Source organism: Cellulophaga sp. RHA19, from assembly GCF_002813425.1.
In the GTDB taxonomy this organism is placed as follows: Bacteria; Bacteroidota; Bacteroidia; order Flavobacteriales; family Flavobacteriaceae; genus Cellulophaga.
This window is the reverse complement of record NZ_PHUL01000001.1, coordinates 2,260,200-2,283,423: the sequence shown is the minus strand read 5'-3', so window position 1 is coordinate 2,283,423 and position 23,224 is coordinate 2,260,200. Positions and strand designations below refer to the sequence as shown.

The window sequence follows — 23,224 nt, the reverse complement described above, 5'->3', positions numbered from 1 at the left end:
TGGTAACATATACATTTATCTTAAATTAAAAGATTAAATTTTATGCAACAGTTTATAATTAATACAAAGGCTACGTACATTAAAAATATATTACTTACAGAATCTAAAGTTAGACTCTCTGATGAAGACTATAAAACGTTAGAAGCTTTTAATACTGAGTTAGACTCAGATAAAAAAGGGCTACTTAACACGCAACATACTTTTACATATACAGATATTATAAAAATTGTTCCTTTTAAGGAAGATAAGGGCTTTCAAGTATTTTTTATAGAAAAAGGGAAAAATGAAAAAGCGTATTTAGATTTTACATCAGAGGAAGAATACCAAAACACCTTAAATACATTAGTTTCTAAAACAAATTTATCTAAAAACAAAGTTCAGAAAAAAACTAAAGCTTGGGTTAAACCAGCTTTATACAGTTTGGTTGTGGCATTACTAACTTTTGCTTTATATGATAGTGCCCTAAAATTAGAAGCTGGTGAAAACGTTGCTGTATCTGGATCTAGAAGAGGTTTAAAAAAAATATTGATATCAATTTCTGAGTCTTTAGGAGCTACCAATAGTCTAATTCTTGGAAGCGTTATTACACTGGCATTTATATTTTTTGCTGTTAAGGCATACAAAAAAAGTAACATAGAACAGGAAGTTTACAATTAAATGAACATCAAACCAAAAACACCATTATTAATCTAATAGTATCTAAAAATTAATTCTATTTTTATCACTTAAAGAAAAAAGTAACAGCCTACCATTTTATGAATAAGTTAAAGTTTATTATAACATTTTTGTTGTGCTCCCTGATATATACGGGTTTAAAAGCTCAACAATCTCCAAAAAAGCTTTTTGAAGCCAGAGAATTTGAAGCTGTTATAGATACACTTACCAAAAAAAGTGAGTTTAAAGAACTTAATTTAGATGAGTTATTTTATATAACAAAGTCCTACGGAAGAACCAGACAGTATTCTAATGGCTTGGTTTTTTCTAATAAAATGACGGAAAAAGCTATGAAACTAAAAGATACTACCAATTTGGTTAGAGCTTTTAATTTAATGGCAGAAAACCTTATTGACTTAAATGATATTACAAAAGGAATTGAATATTGTGAAAAAGTAGCTCCTGTTTTTAGAGAAAAAGATTCCATTGAGTTTCAAAAACTGTGTTTTAAATGGGGTATGATGTATTACCATAATAACCAATACAAAAAAGCTCATGATATTTATAACAACATAACACTACCAAAGTATAGGAAGCTTTCACTATTTACCAATAACTATGCTCTAACTTTAATGGGTTTAGAAAAATGGGATGAAGCAATTGTTTATTTAAAAAAGTCTATAAAAAAATCAAAAAATAACCGTAGTGTACACTATTCTAATATTGGTTTTGCATATTTAAAACAAGAAAAATATAAAGAAGCAGAAGTATATTTAGACTCTGCCGTTACTTCTATATCTGACAATACATCACTTTACAACCAAAAAAGTATCTATTCTCACTACTTTTTAATGTATAAAAATCAAAATAATGTAGAAAAAGCTGTAACTTATTTAGCTAGAATTGAAAGTTTAAACGAAGCTATTTTTAAGCAAAAAATTAGTGAAAAAATAAAAGCCTTAGAAACATCATCTAAACAATTAGAATTTGCCAACACCAGAGAAACTACTTTAAAAAAACAAGTTAAAATTATAGATAACAGGTTAGCTTTAGCCGAAAAACAAAAAATTTGGGGTGCTTTTATACTTGTTATACTAGTTGTAGTATTGTTTGCTGTGCTATTTATTTTTAAATACCGTAACATTATAAATGCACACGTACAAATACAAACGGAGCAAAGGTTGTTACGTTCACAAATGACTCCGCATTTTATATTTAATAGCTTGTCTGTTATACAAGGAATGATATTAAATAAAGAAGATAAAAAAGCCATTATTTACTTATCTAAATTCTCTAAACTATTACGTATAATTTTAGAAAACTCTAGAGAAAAACTTGTGTCTTTAAAAGAAGAGTTACAAGCATTACAGAACTATATTGACTTGCAAAATATGAGTAGAGAAAATAGTTTTAAGTATACTTTAAAGATTGATGAAAATATAGATACATCTATCATTTCTATACCTCCAATGTTAATGCAGCCTTTTGTAGAAAATGCTATTGAACACGGATTTAATAATAATTTTGAAAATGCAGAAATATCAATCTTTATTCACTTTAAAGATTCTAAACTTAGCTGTATTATTATAGATAATGGCTTAGGTATAAATAAAACAAGTACTAATAAAAGGAAGAGTAAAAAATCAGTATCTACCCAAATATCTGCAGAACGTTTAAAAATTATGTCTAAAGAGTTAAGAGTTGAAACAGGCTTAACCATAGAAGACAGATCACAATTTAATGAACAAGGTACAATAGTAACACTTACTTTGCCTTACAAAATAGAAAAAGAAGATGCTTAAAGCTTTAATTGTAGAAGACGAATTATATATTAGAAAAGGATTATTGGCAATGATAACCTCTCTAGATAAAGAAGTTACCATTTTAGGTGAATGCGAATCTGTAAAAGAAGCTGTAGTTGTTGCTAACGCTTGTAAACCAGATCTTATTTTTTTAGACATTAATCTATTAGATGGTAATGCGTTTGATTTTTTAGAGCAAACTACAAATTTAAGCTACAATGTTATTTTTATTACTGCTTATGAACAGTATGCTTTGCAAGCACTAAAAAACGGAGCGGTAGATTATATTTTAAAACCTGTAGATATAGATGAGTTAGAAGCCGCTATTGATAAGGCTATAGACAGTAATGTAGAAATAGCTAATGAACAATTGGAAATTGTAAAAAGTGAAATGCTAGAACGTAAAAAAGAAAAGTTAGTTTTGCGTTTACAAGAAGGCCTACAGGTAATTGAGTTTAGGTATTTAACACATTGCAAATCAGACAAAGGTTACACTACCTTTTATTTAAGTGATGGTAAATCTTATATAGCATCTAAACCAATAAAGGAATTTGAAAATCAGTTTCCTGAAAAAAACTTTATGCGTACGCATCAATCATATGTTGTAAATTTAAGTTTTATAGACAAATATGATAAAAACGGTTATATTTTTCTAAAATCTGGAGAAAAAATACCTGTTTCTGCACGTCGTAAAAATGACTTTGTAGAACGCTTACTTAATCAATAAGTAAAATTAGATTAACACCATAATATACCGTTTTACATTAAATACATACTAAAGCAACACAAAAAGGCTCAAATCTAAACGAATATAAGTTAATTTAGAGCGGATATATATTCAGAGAAAGTTACACTAAACTTAGACTGTATTTTAGCATAAAAATAAGTATCCAATTAAGTTTTAATATAGATACCAAACAACTATTTATTATGAAAAATACAAAACAATTTAAATTGTTTGCATTGTGCACTGTAATACTATTAAGTATTGTCTCTTGTGGAACAAAAACCGAATTAAAAGATGAAAAACTAAGTAGTTTTATGCTTGGTGGTATTTATTTTATTCACGGATATGGTGGATCTAGTGATGTAGAATCTATGATGACCAATGCTGGTTACTCTACAAATGAGGAGTTAGTTGTTGGCTACAAAGAAATATTTGAATTTCCTTTTGAAAAATCTGATAGCTCTGGTGCAAAAAGAGTATTAAAAAATGCTTGGGGTATAACTAGTAAAGAATCTTTATTAGAAACTTTAGAAGATTTAAAAACAAGAGATTACGCATACAAGTCTTGGGACTATGCTAGAATTACTAACAATGTAGCAATGGGCTACTCTGCAAACTTTTTAACAAAAGAAGAATCTACAGCTATTTTAGCAGATGTATTAGCTATTGCCAAAACTAAATATGACAATTGGGATACTTATTATGAAGATTTTGATAAAGGACGTAAAGACTGGAATGCTGATGACCCAGAAAAAGAATCTTTTGAAACACTAGCTAAAACAATTACTAAAGGAGAAAAGTCTATCTACAAAATACTTCCTTTAAATAATTAAAAAGCATACAGTATTAAAAATGCAACACTACCCCCACTTTGGGACGAGGAATTTTTCCTCTCCCTGTTGGGGTTTATTTATTACTAAAAAAAAATCCCTATTAGAATAAATCTAATAGGGATTTTTTATAATTAAATCTATTGCTTATTTACTTAAATACATTTTACGTCTTGCATATAAGTTATAAAAATCATCGTCTTTTAAACTATCTATAAATAAAATACTTTCTCCTGTACTCTTCATCTCTGGACCTAAGTTTTTATTTACATTAGGAAACTTATTAAAAGAGAATACTGGTTGCTTAATTGCAAAACCTTCTAACTGAGGGTTAAAATTAAAGTCTTTTACTTTTTTATCTCCTAACATTACTTTAGTAGCATAATTAACGTAAGGCTCTTTGTATGCTTTTGCTATAAAAGGTACCGTTCTAGAAGCTCTAGGGTTAGCTTCTATAATGTAAACCATATCATCTTTAATAGCAAATTGTATGTTTATTAAACCAACCGTATTAAGTGCTAAAGCAATTTTTTTAGTATGATCTTTTATTTGCTGCATTACAAACTCCCCTAAGTTAAAAGGAGGCAATGTAGCATTAGAATCTCCAGAATGCACACCACATGGCTCTATATGCTCCATAATACCAATTATGTAAACATCTTCGCCATCACAAATTGCATCTGCTTCTGCTTCTATTGCTCCATCTAAATAATGATCTAATAATAGCTTATTACCTGGTATAGATTTTAATAGGTTAACAACGTGCTCCTCTAACTCTGCTTTGTTAATTACAATTTTCATTCCCTGACCTCCTAATACGTAAGATGGTCTAACTAACAAAGGAAAATCTAACTCGTCTGCTAGTGTCAATGCCTCATCAGCAGTTTCTGCTATACCATATTTTGGAAAAGGAATATTATTTTCTAATAACATTTTAGAGAAATTTCCTCTGTCTTCAGCTAAATCTAGAGACTCAAAACTAGTTCCTAATATTTTTATACCGTATTTAGATAATTTTTCAGCTAGCTTCAATGCTGTTTGTCCACCTAGCTGTACAATTACACCTTCTGGTTTCTCATGCTGAATAATATCATAAATGTGTTCCCAAAAAACAGGCTCAAAGTATAATTTATCTGCAGTATCAAAATCGGTAGAAACCGTTTCTGGGTTACAGTTAATCATAATTGTTTCATAACCACACTCTGCAGCTGCTAAAACACCGTGCACACAACAATAATCAAATTCTATACCTTGCCCTATTCTGTTTGGTCCAGAACCAAGTACAACAATTTTCTTTTTATCGGTAACAACACTATCATTTTGTACATAGCGCTTACCATCTGGTGTTTCAATTTCTGCTTCAAAAGTAGAATAGTAATATGGTGTCATTGCTTTAAACTCTGCAGCACATGTATCTACTAGTTTAAATACTCTGTTAATGCCTTGAGCAGAACGCTTTGTATGTACTTCACTCTCATAACAGTCTAACATATGCGCTATTTGCCTATCTGCAAAACCTTTTTGTTTAGCTTCTAACAATAACTCTCTTGGTAAACTCTCTACTGTATATTTAGAAATTTCTTTTTCTAGGTGATGTAATTCTTCATACTGACGTAAGAACCACATATCTATTTTAGTAATTTCATGAATTCTACTCAATGGAATACCCAATTGTATTGCATCGTATATTACAAAAACCCTATCCCAACTTGGCACAGTTAGTTTTTGTATAATTTGATCGTAATCTTTATATCCTTTACCATCTGCTCCTAAACCATTACGTTTAATTTCTAATGATTGTGTTGCTTTATGCAATGCTTCTTGAAAAGAACGTCCTATACCCATAACTTCACCTACAGATTTCATCTGTAATCCTAAAGTTCTGTCAGATCCCTCAAACTTATCAAAGTTCCAACGTGGTATTTTTACAATAACGTAATCTAAAGTAGGCTCAAATAAAGCAGATGTAGATTTTGTAATTTGATTATCTAACTCATCTAAGTTGTAACCAATAGCTAATTTAGAAGCTATTTTTGCAATTGGATACCCAGTTGCTTTAGATGCTAATGCCGAAGATCTAGATACCCTTGGGTTAATTTCTATTGCAATAATATCTTCTTTTTCATCTGGACTAACAGCAAATTGCACGTTACAACCACCTGCAAAGTCACCAATACTACGCATCATATGTATAGCCATATCTCGCATTCTTTGGTAAGTACTGTCAGATAATGTCATAGCAGGAGCTACAGTTATAGAGTCTCCTGTATGTATCCCCATAGGATCCATATTTTCTATAGCACATATAATTACTACGTTATCATTTTTATCACGCAATAACTCTAACTCATATTCTTTCCAGCCCAATAAGGCCTTATCAATCATTACTTCATGAATAGGAGAAATTTCTAACCCTACACTAAGTAACTCATCAAAATCTTCTGGCTTATACACTATAGAAGCTCCTGCCCCACCCAAGGTGTAAGAAGCTCTAATTACTAATGGAAAACCAAATTCTTGTGCTATTTCTTTACCCTTTAAAAAAGAAGTTGCAGTTGCTTGCGGTGCCATACCAACACCAATTTTTAACATTAACTCTCTAAATTTTTCACGATCTTCTGTGATATTAATAGCGTCAATATCTACACCAATAATCTCAACATCAAAATCTTCCCAGATTCCCTTTTCATCGGCCTCTATACATAAATTTAATGCAGTTTGCCCACCCATTGTTGGCAAAACAGCATCTATGTTAGGGTGCTTTTTTAAGATTTCGATAATAGATTTTGTAGTTAATGGTTTTAAGTACACATGATCCGCCATTGTTGGATCTGTCATAATTGTAGCAGGGTTGCTATTAATTAAGATTGTCTCTATACCATCTTCACGTAAAGAACGTAATGCTTGTGATCCTGAATAATCAAACTCGCACGCTTGTCCTATTACTATTGGTCCAGAACCTATTAATAAAATGGATTTAATGTCTTCTCTTTTTGGCATTGTAACTAATTTTTACTGTGTTGGGTGTAATTTTAAAAATCGTAGTTTGCTACGGTATAGTCAAAAAAAAGGTGTTACTTTAAAAAAGTAACACCTTATTATTTTATGATATCTATAATCATTATTTTTTATGTCTCAATTCAGAAGAAACAGTAAGTTTTTTTCTACCTTTAGCTCTTCTTCTAGCTAAAACTTTTCTTCCGTTTACAGAAGCCATACGCTCTCTAAAACCGTGTTTATTTTTTCTCTTTCTTTTTGATGGTTGAAACGTTCTTTTCGGCATAATAGAATATCTTTATAATAGTGTAATGTATAATCTTAAAAAATTAGCTCTATAAAAGCTGGGCGCAAATATACAAAGAGTTTTTTCATTAGCAAACCTAATTAATAAAATATTTTAGTTTGTTTTTAGTACTTTTGCATTTGCAAATTTATAACACTATTTTTAAATGAAAAAATTATTCTTTCTTACCTCGGTTTTTCTATACTTTACAGGTATTAGTGCCCAAACTAAATTAGAATACAAACTTTCTGTTGGCGATGTTTTTATTGTGCAACAAAATGCTAAACAAGTTATTACTCAAGAAATGCAAGGTATGTCTCACGAGCTTACCAATGATATTACTGGCGAGTATAAGATGAAGGTTTTAGAAAAAAAAGATGGTGCTTATAATATTGAAATGTCTTTTACAGACCTTAATATGAAGATGACATCTAACCTACAAGGAGTTTTAATGGATGTAAAAGCTAAAGAAGTTAAAGCAGGAGACATACAGTCTACAATGTTTAATTCTATTTTAAATGTTCCTGTAAAAATTACATTGGCTAGTAACGGTAATATTACAAATGTTAATGGCGGAGACAAATTAGTGACTAAAATGATGGATGCCTCTGGTATTACAGATGCTACTACTTTAGCTACTATAAAAACATCTTTAGGAAAAGAATACGGAACAGAAGGTTTAGCCAATAGCTTTAAACAAATGACATACATTTACCCTAATGCAACAAACAAAGTTGCCGTTGGAGATACTTGGGAAAATGAATACTCTGGTAAGTTAAATACTAAAAACAAGTGGACCTTAGATGCACAAGATGCTAACACAACCACTTTAAGCTGTACTGCAGATGTTATAATGACAGTTAAAGATGCAAATGCTAATATGGATTTAACTGGTACGCAAACCACTAAAGCAATAGCTAATGCAAAAACTGGTTTTATTAACACAATGGAAGTTACTGGAACAACTAACGGAAATTCTACTATACCAATGTTAGGAGATCAAAAAATACCAACAAAAATTACATCAACAATTACTTATAAAACTATAGAAGAATAAAATATGTTCAATAAAAACATTAAAATAGGTATAGCAGCCTTAATTATAGCATACGCAGTATATCAATTTATAGAAGGTAACATAGGTAACGGAATTGCCCTTATCTTACTTTCTCTTGTATTTGTATTTCTTTACTTTAGAAACGAAATTATTTTACTTGCCTTTTTAAGGATGAGAAAGCAAGACCTTGCTGGAACTCAAAAATGGTTAACTAAAATTAAAAATCCTGAAGGTGCTTTAACAGTTAAACAACAAGGGTACTATAATTACTTACACGGAATTATTTTTTCTCAAACAAATTTAACTCAGTCTGAAAAATACTTTAAAAAAGCTCTTAAATTAGGTTTAACAATGGATTATGATGTTGCTATGGCTAAATTAAGCTTAGCAGGTATTGCAATGCAAAAAAGACGTAAAAGAGAAGCTACAATGCTTTTAAACGAAGCTAAAAAATTAGACAAACAAGGTATGCTTGCAGATCAGATAAAAATGATGAAGCAACAAATGAAGAAAATCTAATTATATAGAAAAGTATTTTTAATTTAAAAAGCCCATTAAACTTAGTTTAATGGGCTTTTTAAATTAATAGTAATAACTACTTAATCTACTTTATAATATCCTTTATTAGGAATTTCAATAGTATACTTTTTTCTAGAATTATTATTTAAATGAGGCTCTCTTAACCAAGGATTGTGACGTTTTAAAATCTTATAGTTAATCTCGTACTCATTTGCAAAGTCAGCAAAATTAGATACAGGAACATCTAAATCTACCGTAAAGCTAGGCACAGCTTTATACATTTCATCTTCAGAAATTTCAAAACCATATTTTTCTGGCGCAGATAAAATTTCTTTTATCGCCATAATCCTGAATAAATATCTCCCTGTCTCCTGCCCTAATAATAAATCGTAATAAGAATCTACCTTCTGCTGCGTTAGATATTTATTAATAGCTCCTGCGCCTGCATTATAAGAAGCAGCTGCCAAAGTCCAATTTCCAAATTTATTTTTATACTTTTTTAAGTACTTACAAGCAACCTCTGTAGATTTTTGAATGTGGTAACGCTCATCTACATTACTGTTAACCTCTAAACCATATTCTTTACCTGTAGCTCTCATAATTTGCCAAAATCCAGTTGCACCTGCAGGCGACACTACATTTTGTAATCCGCTTTCTGCAACCGCTAAGTACTTAAAATCATCCGGAACTCCGTTTTTAGCTAAAATTGGTTCTATTATAGGAAAGTATTTATTAGCTCTTTTCATTAACAACAAAGCATTAGATTGCCAGTATGTATTTACTAAAAACTCACGGTCTATACGCTCCATAACTTCTGGATCTGTTAATGGTACAGCTTCACCTGCAAAATTTAAATCTGCAGGAATATCAATAGAAGTAACTTTATATCCATTTTCTGGTGTCACAACATCTACATCTTCTTTTAACTGTGGTATTACAGAAGTACTCTGTACAGCAAACATTAAAGAGCCTGCCACTAAAACCACTCCCAAAAACATCAATATACTTTTTACTATTTTCATCCTATATCTATTTCTATTTAAATTCAATTGCTACCAAAGGTATTAAATACCTTATCTATTCTAAAATTATTTGTGGCAAATGCTCATTAAACCACTTAAATCTATTTATTACCATAATATGAGTTCCTTTTGGTACTATAATACAGTCTTTTATATGTTTTATAGGAAAAACAGGATCGTTATCTCCGTGTATATGAACTAAATCTGGACTATATTTTTCTTGATTCCACTCTATGATTTGTTCTAAAGACCAATCTATGTAATATTTGTCGTTAACAGATAAATATTCCTCATACAACTCTAAACGTTTGGTTACCGTTTCTCCAAATGCATACTTTGCTAACACTTCCATATTAGTAACCAAACCTGTTGGCAATAACTTATATGCCTTGGTATACTTTGCTAAACGCATACGTTTAGGAAGCTCATACTTTGTTTTTACACTTGATATAATTATAACTTTCTTAACTTTAATATGTTTGGCCATTTCCTGAACCAAAATACCACCAAAAGATACACCTATTAATACAACGTTAGTTTCTTTAATTTTAGTACACATCTCCTTTGCGTACTCGTCTAATGTCATATTTTTTGCAGGCACAAACCACTCTAATAAATGTTGATTAAAATTTTCTTCTGGTAATTTAATGTTTTTAAATATCGATGGGTTTGCAGCCATACCTGGCATTAAGTAAACGTTAACCATATATTAATACAACTATTTCTTTAGTAAATTGAAAACTAGGTTTTTACGTATTTTTAACGTAACTTTGTTAGGTTGTTATCATTTTTTTCTCTGAAAAATATAATGATTTCACGATACTAAATATCGTTATTTTAGAACACAATAGCGCATATTTTAACTTCAATTTAAAATAAATACTATATGAATGCAGTAGAAATTAAAGACAATAGTTTTTTACGTCAGTATGAAACTAGAGTTAATGGGCATTTGGCCAAATTAGAATACTCATCACAAGAACGTAAAGTGTTTTTAACAAAACTTATTATTCCTGAAGAAATTATCGAAACTGAATTTAAAGAAGGCTTTATTAAGGCTGTTTTAAACGATATACAAGAAAAGAATATGCGAGTTGTTCCTACTAGTCCTGATGTCGCTAGCTTTTTAAGAAAAAACAAAAGACTCTACAAAGAAATGTTACCTATTGGTATACGTATCTAATAAAATCACAAAAGGTGCTTTAAAAGTTGTTCTACTTTAAAAGCACCTTTTTTTTATACCGTAACTTCGGTTTTAACAAAGTCAAATCGTACCAAACCATCCTCATCAATTTCCGTTAGTTGTATTGTATGCAATGTGTTTACCAACTCTGGGTTCCAAGGTGCCTTAACTTTTACATAATTCTCTGTAAAACCAGTTATGTAACCTTCTTTATTTTCACTTTCAAACAAAACTGTTCTTGTAGATCCAAGTTGACTTTCATAAAATGCTCTACGCTTTTTAACAGACAAGCCACGTAACATTTTACTACGCTTAGCTCTTACATTTTTAGGTACTGCATTTTCCATTTCTGCAGCTACCGTGTTATCTCTTTCAGAATAAGTAAAAACGTGTAAATAAGAAATATCTAATTCATTTAAAAAATGATACGTTTCTAAAAAGTGTTCTTCTGTCTCACCCGGAAAACCAACAATAACATCTACACCAATACAGGCGTGTGGCATAACTTCTCTAATTTTAGCTACACGATCTATGTATAAATTAGTTAAATACCTACGTCTCATTAATTTTAAAATAGCATCACTACCACTCTGTAAAGGAATATGAAAATGAGGTACAAAAGAATTACTTTTAGACACAAAATCTATGGTCTCATTTTTTAATAAATTTGGCTCTATTGAAGATATTCTAAGCCTATGAATACCGTCTACAGTATCTAAAGCTTTTACCAACTCTAAAAATGTATGTTGGTGTTTTTTGTTTCCAAATTCACCTTTACCATAATCACCAATATTTACACCAGTAAGTACAATTTCTTTTATATTTTTTTCAGATATCTCTGCTGCATTCTTTAAAACATTTTCTAAAGTATCACTCCTAGAAATTCCTCTAGCAAGCGGAATTGTACAATAGGTACATTTATAATCGCAACCATCTTGTACCTTTAAAAAAGCACGTGTTCTATCTCCTATTGCATAACTACCAACATAAAAATCTGCTTCTTCAATTTCGCAAGAGTGTACTTCTCCAAAATCGTTTTTAGATAAATCGTTTATATAGTCTGTAATTTTAAATTTCTCTGTAGCACCTAAAACCAAATCTACACCATCTACCGCTGCTAGTTCTTCTGGCTTTAACTGTGCATAACAACCAACTGCTGCTACAAATGCATCTGGATTTTTCTTTTGAGCTTGTTTTACTATAGATTTAAATCTTTTATCTGCATTTTCGGTTACAGAGCACGTATTAATCACATACATATCTGCAGCTTCTGCAAAATCTACTCTATCAAAACCTTCATCTACAAAGCTACGAGCAATGGTAGAAGTTTCTGAAAAGTTAAGTTTACAACCTAGTGTGTAAAAAGCTACTTTCTTCTTCATTTTTAATTAATTACAGCATTTTTATTGGGGTGCAAATATACAAATTACTTCTAGACCTTTACGGTGCAAGCCTTTCAATCTTCCAATTGTAATCTTCTTGCAACTCATATCTAATTCTATCATGTAACCTATTTGGTCTCCCTTGCCAAAACTCTATAGATACAGGCTTAACAATATATCCGCCCCAATGCTTTGGTCTTTCTATTTCTTTATCTTCATACTCTTCCTCTAAAGATTTTAATTTATCTTCTAAAAACTCTCTAGAAGGTATCACCGTACTTTGGTCAGACACTATTGCACCTAGTTTACTACCATCTGGCCTAGATTCAAAATAACCATCAGATAAATTCTCTGCTATTTTTTCTGCCTTTCCTTTAATAATAACCTGTCTTTCTAAATTTGGCCAAAAGAAAGACACACACATATTAGGGTTGTTTGCTATTGCTTTACCTTTTTCACTATTGTAATTTGTGTAAAAAATAAAACCTTCATGTGTATATTTTTTAAGTAATACTACCCTACTTTTAGGAAAACCATCTAAACCAATTGTAGAAATTGTCATAGCATTAGGTTCCTCCACGCCATCTGTAGCTTCTACTTCATAAAACCATTTTTGAAATAATTCTATTGGGTTGTCAGATACTCCGCCTTCTAAAAGTTCACTTTTTTGGTATGATTTTCTGTAGTTCCCTAAATCCTTTTTCATAGTGTAATCTCTATTTTTACAACGTAAATAACATCGTTCTAAAACATAAAACAACTGTAATTTTACAACTACAAATTTACTAATTATTTAAGCAGAAGTTGGCTGGTTTTTACTGTTTTTAATATCGTTAACAATACTCTTATAATTAATAACTGCGACAGAGACTATAATAATTAAAACACCAATCCATTGTATACCCTTAATTTCTTCGCCCAAAATTATACTTGCAGTTAATATTGAAACCGGAATTTCTAATGATGTTAAAATACTACCCAGACCAATACCTGTAATAGGAAATCCTTTATTAAAGGCTATTGGAGGCAAAACTGCACCAAAAAAGCCTAAAAACAGTCCATATTGCCAAAAACTTAAGCTGGCATAGTCAAACTCCGTAAGTAAGTCTGTATTCCAAATAAGTAATACTATTAGCAAACCACCTAAAACTAAATACTTACTCCTAACCATATTAGGTAAACTAACAGCAACTGTGTTAGATGCATACAAAGTAGCAGTATAACACATACTTGCCATAACTCCCAAAATAAAACCTGTTGGATCTATAGCTTTGCTTTCATTAAAAACATTAACAGCAAATAAAGTTCCTATAATTACTAATAAACTCCCAAACAGTTTAAGTTTGTCTACTTTTTTACTTAAAATCATTTCTAAAACAACCCCCATCCAAATGGCTTGCATAAGAAAAATAATAGCCACAGAAACAGGAATATAATTAAGACTTAAATAATAAAAATAACTTGTTAAACCTGCTGCTGTACCAAAAAGTACTAACTTAAGTTTTCCGTTTTTATTTTCTTTAGTTTTTGCAACCGTGCGATTTTTTTTATTAAGTAATGCCAATAAAGCCACCCCTATAAAACCTATTAAATATTGCAATGTATTTAATCCGCTGGTACTAAATCCTTCTAAATTTGCTTTCTTTACAAATGTTGCCAACACACCATAACTAGCTGCCCCAATTAAAACAAATAGCGCTCCTTTTAACTTCTCCATATCTATAAATTATATTTTTAAAAGCTAAGACATTTGTGATGTAGTTTTGTAATAATTTTACACTACAAATTAAGCCTATTTAGCCTTTAAAAAGCCGGCAAAGATAAAACTTAAAAAATTGATAACAGTGTATACCTTTAAAAATCGAACGATTTACCATCTTCTCCTAATAGCACTGGAGTAAATACTTCTTCTGCCTCTTGCTTAAACAATTCGGTAGTTTTGTAACGTGTAGAATAATGACCTAAAACTAGAGCGCCTGCGTTAGCTTGCTTAGCTATTGTTGCAGCCTGTTTTGCGGTAGAGTGTTTTGTTTTTGTTGCTAATTCTGCTTCAGAATTTAAAAAAGTAGCTTCATGATACAATACATCTACTCCTTTTATAACTGGTATTATACTAGGTTCAAAAACGGTATCACTACAAAAGGCATAACTTTTAGGTTTAGGCGGATCAAAAGTTAAATCTGCATTAGCAACCAAAGTACCATCATCCAAAGTAATATCTTTCCCGTTTTTAATTTTTTGATAATAGCACTTGTCAATTTTATAAGAGGCTACTGCATCTATATTTAACTTACGGTCTACTTCTTTTTCCTGAAACAGGAAACCATTTGTGTAAATTCTGTGATTTAATGGTATGGTAGATACTTTTACTTTGTCATCTTCAAAAACAACGGTAGATTCTTTGCTAGTTAACTCGTGAAAATACAGCGGATAATTTGTCCAAGAATCCCCAAGTTTTAGCAACATTGTAATTGCTTCTTTAATCCCTTTTGGTCCGTAAATATGTAACTCTTTTTCTCTACCTAACAACCTAAAGGTAGATACCAAACCCGGAAGTCCAAAAAAATGATCTCCGTGTAAATGAGAAATAAAAATATGCTTAATTCTAGAAAACTTAAGCTTACTTTTTCTTAGTTGTACTTGTGTACTCTCACCACAATCTATTAAAAAAAGATGTCCTCTTATATCTAATGTCTGAGATGTAGGGTTAGCCAGTGAGCGTGGTGTGGCTGCGTGGCAACCTAGTACAGTTAATTGCAAAATAGTAGTTATTGTTTGTTAGTATTTATAACAAACAAACATTGCTTATTTGCTAAAAAAAGTATTATTTAATTTAAAATTAGATGCCTAAATCACGTTCAATTTCTTCCATTTCTATAATATCCCTAGCTTCTTGTATGGTAGGAACAACAGATATTTCTTCTGGCACGTCATCATAAGAAACCTTATTAGTAACCAAAACAAAAGATTTATTAGCTCCTCTGTGCTGGTTAGATAAATCTAAAAACTCTAACACATCTGAACTTGTTAAAGCTGAAAAAGAGAAAAGGTTTACAATAATATTATCGTTCTTTATTTTCTCGTAAGCATTGTTTAAATTTTCTAAAAATTTAGCCAAAGAGATATTCTCTTGGTCTACAATTGTAGTTGTACCATCTTTATCAAAAACCATAGTAAATTATTTTATTTTAGATGCAAGCAAATAAATAACAGCCATACGTACAGCTACACCATTTTCTACCTGATCTAAGATTATAGATTGATTAGAGTCTGCAACATCACTAGTAATTTCTACGCCACGGTTTATTGGTCCTGGGTGCATTATTACTATTTCTTTATCTAAACTTTCTAACAAAGCTTTGTTTACTCCAAATTGCTGAGTGTACTCTCTGGTAGTTGGAAAATAACTAATATCCATACGCTCATTTTGTACACGTAACATATTAGCTACGTCACACCAATTTAACGCTTTACGCAAATCTGTTTCTACCGTAACACCTAAAGACTCTATGTGTTTTGGAATTAATGTTTTTGGACCGCATACTTTTACATTTGCCCCTTGTAATTTAAGTGCTAATATATTAGACAAAGCCACTCTAGAATGAAGAATATCACCTACTATAACAACATTTTTACCTCCTACATCTCCTAACTTTTCTCGTATAGAGTAAGAGTCTAACAATGCCTGTGTTGGGTGCTCATGCGCACCATCACCAGCATTAATTATTGCAGCTTTTACGTGCTTAGATAAAAACACACCTGCACCAGGGTTTGGATGCCTCATAACAACCATATCTACTTTCATAGATAATATGTTATTTACAGTATCTATTAACGTTTCTCCTTTTTTTACAGATGATTGTGATGCCGAAAAGTTAATTACATCTGCCGACAATCTTTTTTCTGCTAGCTCAAAAGAAAGTTTTGTTCTGGTACTATTTTCAAAAAAAATGTTTGCGATAGTAATATCTCTTAAAGAAGGGACTTTTTTTATAGACCTATTTATTACTTCTTTAAAATGGTCTGCGGTTTCAAAAATGAGATTAATATCGTTTTTGTTAAGATATTTTATTCCTAATAAGTGATTAACACTCAATTCGCTCATTTTCGTTGTTTTATTCATTTATTAAATAGACAATGTCTTGCCCGTCATTCTCTTGCCAAAGTACTTGTACCTTTTCCTCGTTAATAGCATCTACTTGTCTACCTCTATAATTAGGTTGTATTGGCAAGTGTCTACTAAATCTACGATCTATTAAGGTTAGTAATTCTATTTCTGCAGGTCTACCAAAAGATTGTATTGCTGTTAAAGCAGATCTAATGCTACGTCCTGTATAAAGTACATCATCAATAAAAACCACTTTTTTATCTTCTACTAAAAAGTTAATATGGGTTTTACTTGCTTCTAGGGTTTTATCTCCTCTTCTAAAATCATCCCTGTAAAATGTAATATCTAAAGATCCTAGATCTATTTTTTTAACACCATACTCTTGTGTTAAAAGATTTGATAGTCTTTTTGCTAAATATATACCACGTGGTTGTAACCCTATTAAGACTGTGTCTTTAAAATCTGTATGATTTTCTAATAACTGACAAGCCAATCTATGTAATATGATTTGGATTTCTTTAGAGGAAAGTAGTACTTTTTTACTCATAGGTTAGGATACCAACGCTTTTGTTACACAAAAATAGCAATTTATACGTAAACTAGTTAAAGAAAGTAACCTCTTTATTTTTACTTTACTATTATTTTTTTAGGCTGATGTTGGTTACGTTAGCCAATATCAACAATTTAACTTAAAAAATTAAGCATAAAAAAAGCCTAAACTTTCGTTTAGGCTTTTAAATTTATTAAAATGTGAGCTTACTTTTTGTTAGCTGCATCCATTTTATCTTTTAACGCTTGTAAAGCTTCGTTAGCATCACCTAAAGTTGGCTTAGCTTCATCAGCTGCAGCAGATTGTCTTTTAACAGCTGCTTTTACATTACGTTGCTCTTCTTCTCTGAAGATTGCAGTATGACTAGCAACAACTCTCTTAAATTCTTTGTTGAATTCAATGATTTTAAAGTCTGCTTCTTCACCTTTAGCAATTTTCTTACCGTCTTCTTTTTCTAAGTGACGAGTTGGTACAAATGCTGCAATGTCTTCGTTAAAGTTAACAATTGCTCCTTTGTCTACTATCTCATCAATAGTTCCTTTGTGAACAGAGTCTAAAGCAAATTCAGTCTCATATTTGTCCCAAGGGTTTTCGGTAGTTTGTTTATGACCTAAACTAAGTTTACGTGCATCAACATCTAATTCTAATACCTCTACTTCTAAAGTTTCACCAACAGTTACAAACTCAGATGGGTGCTTAATTTTCTTAGTCCAAGAAAGATCAGAAATATAGATTAAACCATCTATACCTTCTTCCATTTCTACAAACACACCAAAGTTAGTAAAGTTACGTACTATACCTTTATGTCTAGAGTTTACTGGGTATTTAGATACAATATCAGTCCATGGATCTGGAGTTAATTGCTTAATACCAAGAGACATTTTACGGTCATCACGATCTAAAGTTAAGATTTGAGCTTCTATCTCATCACCAACTTTTACAAAATCCTGAGCTGAACGCAAGTGCGTAGACCAAGACATTTCAGAAACGTGTACTAAACCTTCAACACCTTCAGCAACTTCAATAAATGCACCGTAATCTGCTATAACAACTACTTTACCTTTAACTTTGTCACCAACTTTCATTTCTTCGCTAAGCGCTTCCCATGGGTGCTTCTCTAACTGCTTAAGACCTAATTGGATTCTAGATTTGTTATCATCAAAATCTAAAATTACAACGTTCATTTTCTGATCTAACTCAACAACCTCATTAGGGTGGTTAATTCTAGACCAAGAAAGATCTGTAATATGGATTAAACCATCTACACCACCAAGATCAATAAACACACCGTAAGAAGTAATGTTTTTAACAACACCTTCTAATACTTGTCCTTTTTCTAATTGACCTATAATTTCTTTCTTCTGCTCTTCAATATCAGCTTCAATTAAAGCTTTATGAGAAACAACTACGTTCTTAAATTCTTGGTTAATCTTAACAACCTTGAATTCCATGTTTTTACCAACATACTGATCGTAATCTCTAATTGGCTTCACGTCTATTTGAGAACCTGGCAAGAATGCTTCAATTCCAAATACATCTACGATCATACCACCTTTAGTTCTGCACTTAACAAAACCATTAACGATTTCTTCTTTCTCACAAGCGTTATTAACTCTATCCCAAGCCTTAATTGTTCTAGCTTTTCTGTGAGATAATACTAATTGTCCACTTTTGTCTTCACGAATATCAATTAAAACCTCAACGTTGTCACCAACTTTAAGATCTGGATTGTAACGGAATTCGTTTAAAGATATAACACCTTCAGACTTAGCGTTAATATCAATAATAGCTTCACGCTCAGTTAAATGAACAACTTTACCTGTAACTACTTCTTCATCTGCAGTATCTACGAAGTTTTCAGCAACCATTGCCTCAAACTCTTCTAATTTAGAATCGTCTACACGCTCAATTCCTTCTTCGTACTTATCCCAATCAAATTCAGCCAAAAATTCTTTTGGATCTTGCTTAGGTGTAACTGCTTTTACTTCTGTTGCCGGTGTAGATTCCTCTACTTGGGCGTTGTTTTTCTCTTCAGCCATTTGCTGATTAAAATTTGTATTTTGCAATGTTATAAGAGTTATACTTCCACTGCAAAAGATGTTATATAAGTTTTGTTTACTCCCTTTTCCTCTTACACTACCGTTAAAAAGGGGTGCAAAAATACAACTTATTACTTATTAAAACAAGTACTGTTTTCAACTAATTTTCAGGCATTTACAAAATCTATATGCTTTTTTAGATTTTTTACTTTACAATTGATCTAATATTTACTATATTAGGCTTTAGTAATTAACTATAAATAATAAACATTATGAGCGTAAAAGCGAAATACCAGTCTGTTTTAGACCTAGGTGAAAAATTAGCCATTAAAGACGGAGATGTTACTGAAGAAGGTGGCGTTTTAAAAATAAAAGGACAAGCTGCAACACAGTACGAAAAAAACTTAATTTGGGATAAAATTAAAGAAGTTGGTGGTGATAGTCCTGCAGATGTTAAAGCTAACATTACTGTAGCAGATGAGTCTGTATACCACAGACATACTGTACAAGGTGGAGAGTCTTTAAGTAAAATTGCAAAACATTACTACGGTGACCCAATGAAATACAAGCAGATTTTTGAAGCCAATACTGGTCTTCTTAAAAATCCAGATGTTATACACCCTGACCAAGTTTTGGTAATACCAAATTTATAAAATACAGCGGTTTAAAAGAAAACGGCAATCTAAATTTAGATTGCCGTTTTTTTATGCTTATTGTTTTTCTATTACTCGTAATGCGTAATTGTGCATACGCTCAAACTGTTCTGCTAATCCCATATCGCTATTATCAAACTCTATTGCGTCTTTAGATAATATAAGCGGAGATTCTTTACGGGTAGAGTCTATATGATCTCTGCTACGTACATTTTTAAGAACATCATCATAAGTTACGTCATCTCCCCTATCTATTAATTCTTTGTAACGCCTGTGTGCTCTTGTCTCTGGTGAGGCTGTCATAAAAACTTTAAACTCTGCATCAGGAAAAACAACAGAACCTATATCTCTGCCATCCATAACAATACCCTTTTCCTTACCCATTGCTTGTTGCATTTCCACAAGCTTTACACGCACTTCTTTTACAGAAGCAACTTTACTTACCAATTTAGAAACCGCAAGAGTTCTAATTTCTTTTTCTACGTTTTCATCATTTAAATACATTTCTGAAAATCCTAAATCTTCATTATGCACAAATTTTAAATTGATGTTAGGCAAATCTGCTATTAATGCAGCAAAATCATCACTTGTTTCTGATACAAAACCTTTTTTTACTGCATAAAGCGTTACTGCTCTATACATTGCTCCTGTATCTACATACACATAACTCAGTGCTTTAGCTAATTGTTTTGCTATGGTACTTTTTCCGGTTGATGAATACCCATCTATAGCAATTGTAATTTTCTTCATATTAATATGCTTAAAATAAAGGCTATCTAAATTTAATTAAATAGCCTTTGGTATGCTAGATTTTCTTTGCGTTTTTTACTTTTTGGTCTGTTACAGCAATATCTATAACCTGACTCATATCTGTTACATAATGAAAAGTAAGTCCTTTTAGATAATCTTCTTTAATTTCTAAAATATCTTTGCGGTTGTCTTCACACAAAATTATTTCTTTAATTCTTGCTCTTTTGGCAGCCAAAATTTTCTCTTTAATACCACCTACAGGCAATACTTTACCACGTAATGTAATTTCACCTGTCATTGCTAGGCTCTTTTTAACCTTGCGTTGTGTAAATAAAGAAACTAAAGAAGTTAACATTGTTACCCCTGCACTAGGACCATCTTTTGGCGTAGCACCTTCTGGCACGTGTATGTGCACATTATACTTGTCAAAAATATCGTCTTTAATTCCAAAATAATCTGAATTAGATTTTATGTACTCTAAAGCTATAGTTGCAGACTCTTTCATGACCTTTCCTAGGTTACCTGTAATATTCATAGCGCCTTTACCTTTAGATAAAATAGACTCTATAAATAAAATATCTCCACCAACACTTGTCCAAGCTAAGCCAGTTACAACACCTGCAACATCGTTATTCTCGTACTTATCTCTTTCTAACCTTGCTGGGCCAAGAACTTTTTCTACAATCTCGTTGGTTACTTTAACCTCGTATTCTTCTTCTGTTGCTATAGATTTTGCGGCAAAACGTACCATTTTAGCTATTTGCTTATCTAAAGAACGTACACCAGACTCTCTTGTATAACCTTCTACTATTTTCTCTAATTGCGCCTTGCCTATTTTTAAGTCTTTGGTTTTTAAACCGTGCTCTTTTAATTGCTTAGGCAACAAGTGTCTTTTTGCTATTTCTACTTTTTCTTCAATAGTATAACCAGACACGTTTATAATTTCCATACGATCTCTAAGCGCTGGCTGTATTGCACCAAGGTTGTTTGCAGTTGCTATAAACATCACCTTAGACAAATCGTACCCAACTTCTAAGAAATTGTCATAAAACTCGTTGTTTTGTTCTGGGTCTAAAACTTCTAACATTGCAGAAGAAGGATCTCCTTGATGACTATTAGATAACTTATCTATTTCATCTAAAACAAAAACAGGATTAGAGTGCTCTGCCTTTTTAATGTTTTTTAGAACTCTACCTGGCATAGCGCCAATATATGTTTTACGGTGTCCTCTAATTTCAGACTCATCTCGTAAGCCACCTAAAGACATTCTAACATAACTTCTACCTAAGGCTTCTGCTATAGATTTACCTAAAGATGTTTTACCTGTACCTGGAGGTCCGTACAAACATAAAATAGGAGATTTCATATCATTTCTTAGCTTTAAAACTGCTAAATACTCTATAATTCTCTTTTTTACATCTTCTAACCCGTAATGATCTCTATCTAATATTCTTTGAGCCTCTTTTAAGTCAAACTTATCTGTAGAGTAATCTCCCCAAGGTAAATCAACAAAAAAGTCTAAGTAATTACGCTGTATGGCATATTCCGCTACTTGCGGATTCATACGTTGCATTTTACTAATTTCCTTATTAAAATACTCTCTTTCCTTTTTAGTAAACTTTTTATTTTTAGCTCTTTCTCTTAATTCTGCCAACTCATCTTCTGCCGTAGCACCACCACCCAATTCTTCTTGTATGGTTCTCATTTGTTGGTGCAAAAAGTATTCTCTTTGCTGGCGGTCCATATCTGTACGTACCTTAGACTGAATATCGTTTTTCAATTGCAGTTTTTGCATTTCAACATTCATAAACTTTAAAGTAGCTAATGCTCTTTCTTTTAAGTTCTCTATCTCTAACAGTTCTTGTTTGTCTTTTACAGGTAACCTTAAGTTAGATGATACAAAGTTTATTAAAAAAGAGTTACTTTCTATGTTTTTAATAGCAAATGAAGCCTCACTAGGAATATTTGGACTTTCTGATATTACCTTTAAAGCCATCTCTTTAATAGACTCTATAATAGCTTTAAATTCTGGCGTTTCTTCTTCTCCTCTAACCTCTTTTGTTTCGCGTACTGTAGCGGTCATATAAGGCTTCTCGGTTAACACTTCTGCTACCTCAAACCTTTTTTTCCCTTGTATTATTACCGTTGTGTTACCATCTGGCATTTTTAAAACACGTAATATTCTAGCAACAGTACCTAAGGTGTGTATATCATCTACACCTGGGTTTTCGGTTTCTTCATCTTTTTGTGCAACAACACCAATAACTTTAGATCCGTTATTAGCATCTTTTATTAAATGTATAGACGCATCTCTACCTGCAGTAATAGGCACAACAACTCCTGGGAATAATACCGTATTACGCAATGGTAATATTGGTAATGTTTCTGGCAATTGCTCTTTACTCATTTCCTCCTCGTCTTCAGGTGTTAATAATGGTATAAGCTCCGCCTCCTCATTAATACCTTGCAGCGCCAAATTGTCAAATTCTGAATCTCGCATAGTTATATTTCAGTCATTCTGTCATAAAATAAAAACAGAAATCTATTATTAAATTTTATTTATTTTTATCAATACTAAGTAAAAGCCTATATAACGTAGCTTGTACCGTACTTTAATCCTTTATATAAAGTCAATTCTTATGCCAATACCAAGCAGATTGAAAAA

Annotated in this window: 22 protein-coding genes; 8 read left to right on the top strand and 14 right to left on the bottom strand. The window is 31.5% G+C overall.

The features are described from left to right. Positions 1–42 precede the first annotated feature (42 nt). The 4 genes from AX016_RS10095 to AX016_RS10080 all read left to right on the top strand — a co-directional run bounded on the left by AX016_RS10095 (position 43) and on the right by AX016_RS10080 (position 4,016). Complete coding sequence (locus AX016_RS10095) at positions 43–657, top strand: hypothetical protein (RefSeq protein ID WP_100895487.1); 615 nt, start codon at positions 43–45, stop codon at positions 655–657. A 98-nt stretch (positions 658–755) separates the two neighbouring features. Continuing rightward, on the top strand, positions 756–2,456 hold the full coding sequence (locus AX016_RS10090; RefSeq protein WP_100895486.1) for a tetratricopeptide repeat-containing sensor histidine kinase: 1,701 nt from the start codon (positions 756–758) through the stop codon (positions 2,454–2,456). After that, entirely contained in the window at positions 2,449–3,183 is a 735-nt protein-coding gene (locus AX016_RS10085; RefSeq protein WP_100895485.1) for a LytR/AlgR family response regulator transcription factor, read from the top strand. Before AX016_RS10090 ends, AX016_RS10085 begins: the two co-directional genes overlap by 8 nt. Before the next feature lie 203 nt (positions 3,184–3,386). Next, positions 3,387–4,016, top strand: a complete 630-nt coding sequence (locus AX016_RS10080; RefSeq protein WP_100895484.1) for a DUF1266 domain-containing protein — start codon at positions 3,387–3,389, stop codon at positions 4,014–4,016. A 144-nt stretch (positions 4,017–4,160) separates the two neighbouring features. Here AX016_RS10080 and carB read toward each other — a convergent pair whose 3' ends face one another. Both carB and rpmH read right to left on the bottom strand, forming a co-directional pair. Beyond that, positions 4,161–7,013, bottom strand: coding sequence for a carbamoyl-phosphate synthase large subunit (gene carB / locus AX016_RS10075; protein ID WP_100895483.1), 2,853 nt, complete (start codon positions 7,011–7,013; stop codon positions 4,161–4,163). 121 nt (positions 7,014–7,134) lie between these two features. Continuing rightward, on the bottom strand, positions 7,135–7,296 hold the full coding sequence (gene rpmH, locus AX016_RS10070) for a 50S ribosomal protein L34 (RefSeq protein ID WP_013619748.1): 162 nt from the start codon (positions 7,294–7,296) through the stop codon (positions 7,135–7,137). Between the two features lie 166 nt (positions 7,297–7,462). Here rpmH and AX016_RS10065 point away from each other — a divergent pair, with 166 nt between their 5' ends. Next, positions 7,463–8,353: a DUF6263 family protein gene (locus AX016_RS10065; protein WP_100895482.1), complete on the top strand. Its 891-nt coding sequence runs from the start codon at positions 7,463–7,465 to the stop codon at positions 8,351–8,353. A 3-nt stretch (positions 8,354–8,356) separates the two neighbouring features. After that, positions 8,357–8,872 carry a hypothetical protein gene (locus AX016_RS10060; protein WP_100895481.1) on the top strand — a complete coding sequence of 172 codons (516 nt, stop codon included), beginning with the start codon at positions 8,357–8,359 and terminating at the stop codon, positions 8,870–8,872. 80 nt (positions 8,873–8,952) lie between these two features. Here the strand turns inward: AX016_RS10060 and AX016_RS10055 are convergent, their stop codons facing one another. Continuing rightward, on the bottom strand, positions 8,953–9,894 hold the full coding sequence (locus AX016_RS10055) for a lytic transglycosylase domain-containing protein (protein WP_100895480.1): 942 nt from the start codon (positions 9,892–9,894) through the stop codon (positions 8,953–8,955). A 55-nt stretch (positions 9,895–9,949) separates the two neighbouring features. Beyond that, positions 9,950–10,600 (bottom strand): alpha/beta hydrolase, encoded by a 651-nt coding sequence (locus AX016_RS10050; RefSeq protein WP_100895479.1) that lies wholly within the window; start codon positions 10,598–10,600, stop codon positions 9,950–9,952. Positions 10,601–10,780: 180 nt separating this feature from the next. Here AX016_RS10050 and AX016_RS10045 point away from each other — a divergent pair, with 180 nt between their 5' ends. Continuing rightward, entirely contained in the window at positions 10,781–11,077 is a 297-nt protein-coding gene (locus tag AX016_RS10045) for an N-acetyltransferase (protein ID WP_100895478.1), read from the top strand. A gap of 53 nt (positions 11,078–11,130) precedes the next feature. On the opposite strand, the gene mtaB is transcribed toward AX016_RS10045, so the two are convergent. The 8 genes from mtaB to rpsA all read right to left on the bottom strand — a co-directional run bounded on the left by mtaB (position 11,131) and on the right by rpsA (position 19,156). Continuing rightward, complete coding sequence (gene mtaB, locus AX016_RS10040) at positions 11,131–12,459, bottom strand: tRNA (N(6)-L-threonylcarbamoyladenosine(37)-C(2))-methylthiotransferase MtaB (protein WP_100895477.1); 1,329 nt, start codon at positions 12,457–12,459, stop codon at positions 11,131–11,133. Positions 12,460–12,517: 58 nt separating this feature from the next. Continuing rightward, complete coding sequence (pdxH, locus tag AX016_RS10035) at positions 12,518–13,165, bottom strand: pyridoxamine 5'-phosphate oxidase (protein ID WP_100895476.1); 648 nt, start codon at positions 13,163–13,165, stop codon at positions 12,518–12,520. Between the two features lie 87 nt (positions 13,166–13,252). Then, entirely contained in the window at positions 13,253–14,176 is a 924-nt protein-coding gene (locus AX016_RS10030) for a DMT family transporter (protein ID WP_100895475.1), read from the bottom strand. Between the two features lie 137 nt (positions 14,177–14,313). After that, positions 14,314–15,219 (bottom strand): ribonuclease Z, encoded by a 906-nt coding sequence (locus AX016_RS10025; protein WP_100895474.1) that lies wholly within the window; start codon positions 15,217–15,219, stop codon positions 14,314–14,316. A 79-nt stretch (positions 15,220–15,298) separates the two neighbouring features. Continuing rightward, entirely contained in the window at positions 15,299–15,631 is a 333-nt protein-coding gene (locus AX016_RS10020; RefSeq protein ID WP_100895473.1) for a ribonuclease Z, read from the bottom strand. A gap of 6 nt (positions 15,632–15,637) precedes the next feature. Continuing rightward, positions 15,638–16,564: an aspartate carbamoyltransferase catalytic subunit gene (locus AX016_RS10015; RefSeq protein ID WP_100896844.1), complete on the bottom strand. Its 927-nt coding sequence runs from the start codon at positions 16,562–16,564 to the stop codon at positions 15,638–15,640. 10 nt (positions 16,565–16,574) lie between these two features. Continuing rightward, a complete protein-coding gene (pyrR, locus tag AX016_RS10010) occupies positions 16,575–17,114 on the bottom strand; it encodes a bifunctional pyr operon transcriptional regulator/uracil phosphoribosyltransferase PyrR (RefSeq protein ID WP_100895472.1) in 540 nt (179 codons plus the stop codon). Positions 17,115–17,323: 209 nt separating this feature from the next. Continuing rightward, positions 17,324–19,156 (bottom strand): 30S ribosomal protein S1, encoded by a 1,833-nt coding sequence (rpsA, locus tag AX016_RS10005; RefSeq protein WP_100896843.1) that lies wholly within the window; start codon positions 19,154–19,156, stop codon positions 17,324–17,326. A 272-nt stretch (positions 19,157–19,428) separates the two neighbouring features. On the opposite strand from rpsA, the gene AX016_RS10000 reads away from it, so the two are divergent. Then, positions 19,429–19,809 (top strand): LysM peptidoglycan-binding domain-containing protein, encoded by a 381-nt coding sequence (locus tag AX016_RS10000; protein WP_100895471.1) that lies wholly within the window; start codon positions 19,429–19,431, stop codon positions 19,807–19,809. A 57-nt stretch (positions 19,810–19,866) separates the two neighbouring features. On the opposite strand, the gene cmk is transcribed toward AX016_RS10000, so the two are convergent. Continuing rightward, positions 19,867–20,559 carry a (d)CMP kinase gene (gene cmk, locus AX016_RS09995; protein WP_100895470.1) on the bottom strand — a complete coding sequence of 231 codons (693 nt, stop codon included), beginning with the start codon at positions 20,557–20,559 and terminating at the stop codon, positions 19,867–19,869. 55 nt (positions 20,560–20,614) lie between these two features. Next, positions 20,615–23,059, bottom strand: a complete 2,445-nt coding sequence (gene lon, locus AX016_RS09990; protein ID WP_100895469.1) for an endopeptidase La — start codon at positions 23,057–23,059, stop codon at positions 20,615–20,617. Between the last annotated feature and the right edge of the window lie 165 nt (positions 23,060–23,224).